Origin of the sequence: Thermus scotoductus DSM 8553 (assembly GCF_000381045.1) — a bacterium.
Taxonomy (GTDB): domain Bacteria; phylum Deinococcota; class Deinococci; order Deinococcales; family Thermaceae; genus Thermus; species Thermus scotoductus.
On the sequence record NZ_KB905776.1, the window covers coordinates 1 to 8,801 of the forward strand.

Genomic DNA, 8,801 nt, shown 5'->3' on the forward strand with positions numbered 1-8,801 from the left:
TAACCCAAGTTGCTACCTATCCCGAGGCCTGAAAAAATAGTGGCCGCTATGCTGTCGCGCATCATAGCGGCCTTTTGCATTATAGACGATGCCCTCCAGGCCCTGGGCTACAAAGACGACCCCCAAGCCAAGACCCCAGCCTCCGCCATCCTGACCCTCGCCATCCTGGCCGCCATGGAACTGGGCGGCAAGCACAACAAGGCCCTGGCCCTCGCCAAAGACCTGCGCCTCTTTACCTACGTCCCCTCCCCAAGTCGCTTCAACCGCAGACTCCACGCCCTATACCCCTTCTTCCTCCCCCTTCTCCACCTCCTAGCCCAGGCCTGGAAAAACCTCCACCAGGCCCAGGCCTACGCCTTGGACACCTTCCCCCTCCCCGCCTGCGAGAATATCCGCGCCCCCCGCTCCCGCCTTTTCCCAGACAAGGCCTACCGCGGCTTCATCCCCAGCAAACGGGTCTACTTCCACGGCCCCAAGCTCCACCTCCTGGTGGACGACGGGAAGTTTATCCATGAAGTGAGCCTGACCCCGGGAAGCCTACATGATCTGAGCTCTTTGCTCCTTCTTCCCCTGGACCTTCCCGAGGGGGCGGAGCTCTACCTGGACCGGGGGTACGAAAGCCACTTCTATGAAGACCTCCTCCGGGAGGCGGGGGGGATTGTGCCCATGGTCATCCGTAGAAGGAACAGCCGGCGGTATGTGCCTTGGTTGCAGTACCTGGCCATTGTGGGGCGGAGGGTGGTGGAGACGGTGGGCAGTATGCTCCATGCCCTCTTCCCGCGGCGCATCCATGCGGTGACCCAGGAGGGTTTTGTGATCAAGGTGCTCTCCTTCATCTTGGCCCACAACCTAAATCTCTTGGCTCAACAAATGCTTGGGTAGCAACTTGGGTTAAGGTATCCACACAGCTCACCCCGGGTACCTACACGGTGAGCGCCTCTGCCCAAGGTTTTAATCCGGGGCAGCAGGTGACCACCATTACCGCTGGTCAGACCACTTCCATCCGCCTGAGCCTCCAGTCGCAGGCCACCCCTCCTGGCCCTGGTGTTTGCGTCCCTAAGGGGGACACCTCCTTCTCCTTTACCATGAAGGGCGAGGGTGGCGTCATAAAGAGCATCCAGCGCACCAACCAGAGTGGGGAGGACTGCTTCGTCAAGGGCACCATCCGCTTCTCTGTGAGCGCGCCCGGGGCCCAGTCCGTGAAGATTGTTTTGGCCACCACCAACAACTTCCAGGCTGGCCAGGTGGTGGCTAGCGGCACCGACAGTGCCAGCTACGACCTTAACACCGCTTCCATCCCGCAGGGGGAAGTTCACTACGTCATCGCCCGCGTGGAGCGCAACAACACCATCCGGGACCAGTACTGGGCCATCGTTGCTGACAACCTTGCTCCCCAGCTCCCCGATGTCCGTCCTGTAAACAAGCTGAACCCGGATCAGCCCAGCAACCGTTGGGTCAACAAAACGGTTGAGCTCACCCTGCAGAACCCCGACTTCCGGGATAACCCCTTCGGCCCTGGTCTCCTGGCTTCTGGGGTGCAGAAGGTCATCTACAAGGCCCGCCGCGTTGACTTGCAGAATGCCCCTGAGCTCACCATTGGCGAGGCCACTGCTTACCCCTACAAGATTTCCTGGAACACCACCCAGTTTGCCGATGGGCGCTACCACGTTTACGCCGTGGCTGAGGACGCCATGGGCAACGTAAACCAGGGGCCCTTCTCGGGCTTCGTGGTAGGTGTGGATAACACCGCTCCTACTGTTGAACTTGAGGTGGTGGACAGTGGTACTCTGAAGGTGACCGATGGCCTTGATATCTTCCCCGCGGATCAGGGCTTTGTCTCCGGGGAGGCACGGTACACCTACAAAGCAACCGATGCTGGTGTGGGGATTTCCCAGGTTGGACTTGACTGGGGCGCTGGTGCCCGGAGCCTTCCGCCTGCTTCCACACCTACCCCTGGCACCATCGATGTTAACGATGTCCAGGACGGCCTGACCACCTTCCGCCTCCGTGCTCGGGACCTGCTGGGCAACGAGTCCGAGCGCACCGTCACGGTTACCGTTGACAACAACGCCCCCACCCTGAACAACTTCCTGGTGAACGGCCAGAGCCCCACCCCCAGCCTGCGGGTGCCGGCGGGTAGCCAGGCCACCTACGCTGCCCTTGCTTACGATCCCACTGCCGGTGTCAAGCAGGTGCGCTTCTACTACGCTGCCCCCGGCAACGCCCCTTGGACCGACGGCGACCTCTTTGAGATTGGCCGCGGAACCTCTGCTCTGAGCCAGGTGGTCTTCCCCGTTCTTGACCCGGAGAACCTTGAGGCTGGCGAAACTGACAGCGACCTTTACATCATCGCCATGGCCGTGGACCGTGCGGGCAACGCCAGGGCCTTCTACCACACCCTTAAGGTCAGGCACACGGCTAACAAACCCAACGGGATCAACGGTGGTGGGGCTACCCTCAAGAGCACTCCCCTTGGTGGTGGCCGGACTGAGTACAGGGTTGTCTCTAACGCTGCAGACCCCAACGACTTCACGAATGTTCTCTCGGACGGCAACCACCTCTACGTAGCCTTCTACGCGCAAGGTCTCTTTGACGGTGCCCAGAAGCCGGTGGGTATGCCCGCGGTGGTTCCTACGACTCCCTCGGTGAGGAGCGTCGTCCAGCTCACTGAGACTCCTCCTTACGCCGTTGTCTCCACCTCTACCCTGAACGCCCTCCTCCTCAACGAGTACGGGCACTGGGCTGTGCTGCCATAACAGCAACGCGGGGCTTTAGCCGGGCTGGGGGTAAACCCCCAGCCCGGGTTGCCTTATCATGGAACCATGAGGCCTGCTTGGTTTTTGGAGGCAGCTGGGCCTATCCTTGCCCTCTTGGCCCTAATCTCCCTGTATGTGGTGTACCTCATTCTGTATGCCACCTTCCTCCTAAAACGGGAAGGCAGGGTGGAAGAGCCCCTGCTGGAAAGGTTGGAAGGCCTGGCGCAGCTGGCCCCGCTCATTGGCCTGCTCGGCACCACCTGGGGAATGATCCGGGCTTTTTTGGCCCTAGCTGGGGAGGCCTCCCCAGAGGATTTGGCCCGGGGTATCGCTGAGGCCCTAGTGAACACAGGGGCGGGCCTTTTGGTGGCGGTGGTGGCCTATGGGGGCCGGGTCTTCCTCGGGGGGAGTAGGCGGTGAGGCCCCTCAACCTTATCCCCCTCATTGACCTCTTCCTGCTCTTGGCCCTCTTTGGCCTCATGTTGGCCCGCTTTCCCGAGGCCCTCACGGGGGGCGTGGCCCGGGAACGGGCCCTTTCCGTCTCCCTGCCCAGGGGGGAGGGCCTTCCGGGTGCGGGGGTGGTCCTGGTGGAGCTGGACCGCGAAGGGAGGCTGGCTTTGCAAGGGAGGAGGATGGCTTCCTTGGCCCAGCTGGAGGAGGCCTTAAGGGCCTTATCCCTTGGGGATAGGCCGGTGCGCCTGGAGGCGGATGCCCAGGTGGCCCACGGGCGGGTGGTGGCGGTGATGGAGGCGGTGCGCCGTGCAGGGGGGACAAGGCTGGAAGTGGCGGTCAAAAAGTAGGCGCCAGGCCTTTTTTCTTTCTCTTCTTTTGCACCTCCTGGCCTTCTATGGGTTCCTCCTGGTGCCCCTGACCCCTCGGCCGGTGCCCATGGAGGGCTACACGGTGGTCCTTTCCCCAGGGGTCTCCCGGGCGGAGGTGAGGGAGGCATCCCGACCTCCCCAGCCGCCCCCGGTCAGGGCGAGGCCGGAACCCAGCCGGCTCCCCTCCCAGCCAGCCCCCAGACCTACCGTTCAGGCTGAGGGTTCCGCACAGCCTGCCCCCTCCCTCCCTACGGCAAGGGAGGCTACGGGCCAGGCTTCGAGGTCAGGGATGGTCGGGACCGTGCTGAAGGAGACGAACGCACCCCCTTCCCAGCCCAAGGGCTTTTTGTCCCGGAAGCCAGGGGAATCCGGCGGAGAAACTCTAGCCCCAGGGCCACCGCAAGGGGGGGCCCGGGAAGGGACGGAACCTAGTAAGGAAGGGGTGACTCCGGCACCGGACGCCGGAGGTTTCCAGGGACCACAGGAGGGGTTCGCTGCCTCTACGTGGGTGTCCTCCTCCCAATCTGAGGGCCTCTCCCCTCGGAAGCCCACGGAACCCAGCAGGGAGGGCCTGGTCCCGGTGCAGGAGGGAAAACCCCGGGCAGAGCAGGAAGGCACTCCAGGTCCTTTGGGGATAGGGGGAGGGCAGGGGGGGAACCAAGGGGAGGCCCTTGGCCGGGGTTGGGCTTCGCCAAGGGGTGCGGGGTCCAGGGAGGAAGGGGGTCCGGTTCTTGGCCCCGGGGTAGGGTCCAGTTCCGGGGGTGGACAGGTGCAGCAAACCCCAATGGGCCTAGGTGAGGGGGCAGGGAAGGAGGAGACGGCAGGGACGAGTGTCCAACTGGGGAAGGCGGCTTCCCGGGAAGGTCTGGGGCCCAGTTCGGGGCCGGATGCGGGGAGGGAATCCGGTCGGTGTGCAGTGGTGGTGGAGCTCCATGGCCTCCCCTACGCCGCAGGACCTTCCCCGGCCATCTTGGATCCCGAGGGGCGCCAGATCTGGCCGGAGCCCGGCCGGGTCCAGGGGGTACCCTCAGAGGTGGTGGACCGGAGTGGCATCGCCCTTTTCTTCCGACCGGGGGAGTTTAGGGAAGAGGGTTTTAGCCGGGTGTACCGGGTGAGGGCGCTTTCCACCCGGGCCCGAGGCCCGCAAAACCGTTTCCCTGAGCTCGTGGTGGTTTCCCGCGAGGAAGCGGAGAAGGTGCGTCTGGCTCCTTCCACGTGCCAACTGGTATTTATTCGCTAGGATAGGGGGTGGGATGGATGCGGAGGGTTTTATGGCCTATGGCGTTCTTAGGCCTTGGGGTGGTGGCTTGGGCGTGGTCCCCGAGCCCCTCCTTGGAGGAGGCCGAGGCGGTGGTGGAGGGGGTTTACAGCCGCTTGCCCCGGGTGGCCATCGCCTGGGAGGCAAGCCCCCTGGAGTTTTCGGTAGAGCGGGGGCAGGAGTGCATGCCTCCCCAAGGCAGCCGGCCCGTGGCGGCCAGGGTGGCGGGGCAACTGGAGGTGGTGGAGATCCTGGCGGAGAGGGCGAGGAACGATTTCCGGCGGGTGCGGGGGGCAGAGGTGCTCTCCCAGGCTAAGGGCTTTCTCCCCGATGGCCACCTCCGGGTTTACCTCAGGGTGGCGGGTTTACCGCGGCTCGAGCTACGGGAGGCTTATACCTTGGGCGCCCTGGTGGAGGGTAAGCCCGTGAGGGCCTACCGCACCACGTACCTGGATGACTGGACCAAGGCGGGAGATGGCACGTACACGGGCACCTTGGTTTTCTACCTTGACCTGGCGGGAAAGAGGGTGGACCCTCAAGGGGAACTCCGGGTCATCTTTATGACGGAACAAAGTGTGGATTGCGTGTATGCGTTTGGGGTTCCTTTGGCCAGTTTTCGTTAGCCTGGGCTTAGGGGCCTTGGCCCAAGAGGTGGCCATGCCCCTGCCAGGAAACTTTCTTCTTCCCTTGCAAGGCCCACGAGAATTTAGTCCGGAGGGGTGCCGGTGGCACCTGGGCATCTCCTTAGCCAATCACTTGAGCTATGCCCAGGGTCCCTGGGGGGAGATGGGTTTTGACCTAGAGGAGATCCGGTTGGAACCCGGGGTGGGCTACCGGGTCGGCCCCGTAGAGGTGTCCCTTTATTGGCCTTTGAGCCTGTACTACGGTGGTTTCCTAGACTACGTACTGGACCCCTTACATCAGGCCCTTGGTCTGCCGAAGAATCAGGTCCAGGGTCAGGTTCTCCTGTTTGCCCGGAAGGGTGGGATCGAGCGCCGTTGGGAAGGTCCGACCCTAGGCCTCAGGGACCCATATGGGCGCCTGGACTTATACCTAGGCAAGGGTAGGCTTTTCCTGGCTTTGGGGTTACCTGCAGGTTCCGTGGACCGGTTTATGGGCGCAGGTGGGATTCGTGCTCTGGTGGGGGCTGGTTGGGCCTGGGAAGAGGGAGAGGTCAGGTTGGGAGGAATCTTTCCCTTGGGACCCCAGTTGGGTCTGGAACCCTTTACCTACGGGCCAGCCGTGATGGCAGCCTTGCGAATCCAAATTCCAGAACTTCCCTTGGCCCTCGAGGCCCAAGGATTTTGGGGACCTTTGCGCGATGCAGGAGAATTTTCCCATGGTCTCACCTTAAGAATTCTTTACGGACCGTGGGGCTTCAGCGAGGACGGGAGCTCAGGTATGCCCGATGTGGTGTTCTCTTGGCGAGAATCCGGCCTCTGTCCTGAAGCTCCATATCCATAGGTGAGAAGGGCTATAGTTCTCCGGTTTGCAAGATACAGGCGGTGCCCCTCACCAAGCTGGGGGTTGCGTAGAGTAGGGGTTGCGGAGCGAACCTGCGCCTTGATCCTCGGACTTTGGTCCGGGAGGTCCTCAAAACCGGGCTGCGACGCCGAAGGCTAGGGTGGAGCGCTGGCCCATCTGGCCGTCAAAGAGGTAGCGCTGGTGCCCTTCCAGGAAAACGCTCAGGTTAGGTACCATCCGCACCCCGGCCCCGATGAGGAGCTGGCCAAAAGCGGTTCCCTCCAGGTATAGCCCTCCGCCCACGCCAAAGTAGCCGTCCAGGTCCCCGTAGGAGGCGCGGAAGGTGAGGTCGAGGCTGGCAAGGCCCTGCTCCAGGTTGGTGAAGGGGGCCTCGTAGGCCAGGCGCAGGCCCAAGGGACCCAGGAGGGCGTCGTGGCCCAGGAGGAGCCGGCCGAACCATTCCCCGGTGACGTCCCCCCGGTAGATGGCCAGGCCCACGTACAGGGGTTGGCGGGAGGGAGTCAGGGTGCGCTTCAAGGAGACCACCTCCTCCTCCAGGGCCCGAAGGCGGTCCTCGGTACGGGCCTGGCGTTCCTCCAGGGATTTGACGCGGTCCTCCAGGGCCTTGAGGCGGCCCCCTTGCTCCTTAAGCCCCTCCTCCAGGGCTTTTAGGCGGGGCTCCAGGGCCTGGAGGCGGGCCTGGGCCTCCTCCGCCAGCTTCCGGGCCTCGGGAAGGTCCTTCAGGCGTTCTTCCAGCCCTTTAAGGGCCTCCTGCTGGGCGGTGCGGGCTCGTTCCAAGGCGGCGAGGCGGTCTTCTAAGCCCTTTTGGGCCGCCCTAAGGGCCTCCTGCTCCCGCTTCAGGGATTCTACGTCTCTGGGGTCTACCCAGGGCCTATCCTCCAAGGCCTTGAGCCGGTTCTTTAAATCTTTAAGGCCCTCCTGGGCTCCCTTAAGCTTCTCCTCCAGGGCCCTGGCTTCCAGGGCTTTCTGGGCGGCCTCGAGGCCCTTCTGGGCCTCCTCCAGGGCCTTGAGGCGTTCGTCCACCCGCTTCAGAGCCTCTTCCAGGGGACGGGTGTCCGCCTGGGGCTTGCCCTCCAGGGCCTTGAGGCGCTCCTTCAGGGCCTGTTGCTCATCCTGCAGGGCAGAAACCAACCCTTCCTGACCCTTCAGCTCTTCCTGAAGGCCCTTCACGGCGGAAAGTAGCCTCTCCACCTCCCCGGGGGATAGGCGGTCCAGGCCGTAAGCGGCTAGAAGACGGTAAAGGGCCAAGGCGGCCTCCTGCCGGGTAAGGGGCTCGCGCCAGCGGAAGGTACCATCGGGGTAGCCGATGAAGACCCCCTTGGCCACCAGAAGTTCCACTGCTTCCCGGGTCCAGGGGGAGGCAGGAGGGTCCTGGATTTCTTGGGATAGGGCTAAACCTACGGATACGATAAGGAGCATGAAAAGGCGGTTCATGACCAAGAGTATAGCCCAATCCAGGCTTCTACAGAAAAGGGGATGGTGTGGAAGGGGCTATAGTGCCCCGCATCTTCAATGCGGGGGTACATGGACCCCTTTCCACCAACCCCGCAGGGGTTGTATGATGGGAACAGAAACGGCCCGGCGGTGTTGGAGCACCCCGAGCCCGGCATCACCTGGATAGGAGGCGACGCACATCGAGAATACCACACACAAGAAAGCTTTCGTATACCGCCTGTACCCCACTCGGGCGCAGGAAGAAGCCTTGGTGCGCATCCTGGACCTGACGCGGGAACTGTACAACGCCGCCTTGCAGGAGCGCCGCGATGCCTGGCGGAAGGCCGGAAAGTCGGTCACGGTGTACGACCAGATGCGGCTCTTGGGCGAGGTCAAGGCGGCAAGGCCGGAGTACCAAGGGGTGTACGCCCAGGTCTTGCAGGAAACCCTGAAGCGGCTCGACCGGGCTTTCCAGGGCTTCTTCTCCCGCGTGAAGCGGGGGGAGAAGGCCGGATACCCGCGCTTCCGGGGGCGGGGTTGGTGGGACAGCTTCACCTTCCCCCAGGTGTGGCGGGAGGGGAAATGGGTCGGGCCGGGCAAGCCCCTGGGCAACGGCAAGATCAAGATTCCGGGGGTGGGCCACGTGCGCATCAAGCAGCACCGCCCCTTGGAAGGTGTACCCAAGACCCTGACCATCAAGCGCTCGGCGGGGTGCTGGTACGCGGTGTACGTCTGCGAGGTATCCTTTCAGCCCCTGCCCCCATCGGACAAGGCAGTGGGCATCGACCTGGGGCTTTCCCACTTCGTGGCCACTTCGGATGGGGAAACCTTCGCCCCTCCCAAGGCTTACCGCAAAGCCGAGGCCAAACTCGCCCGCACCCAGCAAGCCCTTTCCAGGAAGAAGCGGGGGTCCAACCGGTACAAGAAGTTCAAGATGCGCCTGGCCCGGCAACACCAGAAGATTGCCAACAGGCGCAGGGACTTCCACCACAAGCTGGCCAGGAATCTCGTAAACCGCTATGGCACCATCGTCCACGAGGACCTGAG

The 8,801-nt window shown here is 63.3% G+C and carries 8 protein-coding genes; 7 read left to right on the forward strand and 1 reads right to left on the reverse strand.

Annotated elements, in window-relative coordinates:
- Positions 1-48: 48 nt before the first annotated feature.
- The 6 genes from F604_RS0110695 to F604_RS0110725 all read left to right on the forward strand — a co-directional run bounded on the left by F604_RS0110695 (position 49) and on the right by F604_RS0110725 (position 5,458).
- Entirely contained in the window at positions 49-882 is an 834-nt protein-coding gene (locus F604_RS0110695) for an IS982 family transposase (protein ID WP_019551182.1), read from the forward strand.
- Positions 883-1,085: 203 nt separating this feature from the next.
- Positions 1,086-2,756 carry an Ig-like domain-containing protein gene (locus F604_RS0110700; RefSeq protein WP_155984180.1) on the forward strand — a complete coding sequence of 557 codons (1,671 nt, stop codon included), beginning with the start codon at positions 1,086-1,088 and terminating at the stop codon, positions 2,754-2,756.
- A gap of 66 nt (positions 2,757-2,822) precedes the next feature.
- Positions 2,823-3,176: a MotA/TolQ/ExbB proton channel family protein gene (locus tag F604_RS0110705; protein ID WP_020700631.1), complete on the forward strand. Its 354-nt coding sequence runs from the start codon at positions 2,823-2,825 to the stop codon at positions 3,174-3,176.
- A complete protein-coding gene (locus F604_RS0110710; RefSeq protein WP_019551646.1) occupies positions 3,173-3,556 on the forward strand; it encodes an ExbD/TolR family protein in 384 nt (127 codons plus the stop codon). The genes F604_RS0110705 and F604_RS0110710 overlap by 4 nt, the downstream gene beginning before the upstream one ends.
- A gap of 805 nt (positions 3,557-4,361) precedes the next feature.
- Positions 4,362-4,817: a hypothetical protein gene (locus F604_RS0110720; protein ID WP_155984181.1), complete on the forward strand. Its 456-nt coding sequence runs from the start codon at positions 4,362-4,364 to the stop codon at positions 4,815-4,817.
- Positions 4,818-4,855: 38 nt separating this feature from the next.
- Entirely contained in the window at positions 4,856-5,458 is a 603-nt protein-coding gene (locus F604_RS0110725) for a hypothetical protein (RefSeq protein ID WP_019551649.1), read from the forward strand.
- A gap of 970 nt (positions 5,459-6,428) precedes the next feature.
- Here the strand turns inward: F604_RS0110725 and F604_RS13455 are convergent.
- On the reverse strand, positions 6,429-7,754 hold the full coding sequence (locus F604_RS13455) for an S-layer homology domain-containing protein (RefSeq protein ID WP_019551651.1): 1,326 nt from the start codon (positions 7,752-7,754) through the stop codon (positions 6,429-6,431).
- A 271-nt stretch (positions 7,755-8,025) separates the two neighbouring features.
- On the opposite strand from F604_RS13455, the gene F604_RS0110740 reads away from it, so the two are divergent.
- On the forward strand, positions 8,026-8,801 hold a 776-nt coding region (locus F604_RS0110740), incomplete at its 3' end, for an RNA-guided endonuclease InsQ/TnpB family protein (protein ID WP_248644177.1).

Excerpts from the sequence above, each read along its gene's own strand:
- F604_RS0110705 (WP_020700631.1), top strand. The coding sequence starts at position 2,823 with ATGAGGCCTGCTTGGTTTTTGGAGGCAGCTGGGCCTATCCTTGCCCTC.
- F604_RS0110720 (WP_155984181.1), top strand. The coding sequence starts at position 4,362 with ATGGGCCTAGGTGAGGGGGCAGGGAAGGAGGAGACGGCAGGGACGAGT.
- F604_RS0110725 (WP_019551649.1), top strand. The coding sequence starts at position 4,856 with ATGGCGTTCTTAGGCCTTGGGGTGGTGGCTTGGGCGTGGTCCCCGAGC.
- F604_RS0110700 (WP_155984180.1), top strand. The coding sequence starts at position 1,086 with ATGAAGGGCGAGGGTGGCGTCATAAAGAGCATCCAGCGCACCAACCAG.
- F604_RS0110695 (WP_019551182.1), top strand. The coding sequence starts at position 49 with ATGCTGTCGCGCATCATAGCGGCCTTTTGCATTATAGACGATGCCCTC.
- F604_RS13455 (WP_019551651.1), bottom strand. The coding sequence starts at position 7,754 with ATGAACCGCCTTTTCATGCTCCTTATCGTATCCGTAGGTTTAGCCCTA.